1 pseudogene is annotated in these 249 nt (G+C 45.4%); it reads right to left on the bottom strand.

The annotated features are described in order from the left end of the window. Window positions 1-249, bottom strand: a pseudogene (locus BHE89_RS24730) (type II toxin-antitoxin system HipA family toxin YjjJ); the annotation flags it as partial.

Genomic DNA, 249 nt, shown 5'->3' with positions numbered 1-249 from the left:
TCTGAACCTGTTTTTGCTCAATTAACGCATCAACTAACACAGGCCATGGCTCTCTTGCTCGCCCGACAAACTGCGCCTCTAATGCTTGTAAAGAAAAAAAGTCCGACACGACCTAGAGCACCTACACGGTCAAAACGCGGTATTTCAAGAAAAACGTTGCCCTTTAAAATCAAAAATTTCTGTTTCAACGCCTAGCACCTTTAAGGCAAGATGCTCAGCTTGAAGGAGATCACGCCAACGCTCGCTGAT

The sequence above is a fragment of the Shigella sp. FC1967 genome, assembly GCF_001743005.1.
Taxonomy (GTDB): domain Bacteria; phylum Pseudomonadota; class Gammaproteobacteria; order Enterobacterales; family Enterobacteriaceae; genus Proteus.
This window is presented reverse-complemented; position numbering and strand designations above follow the sequence as displayed.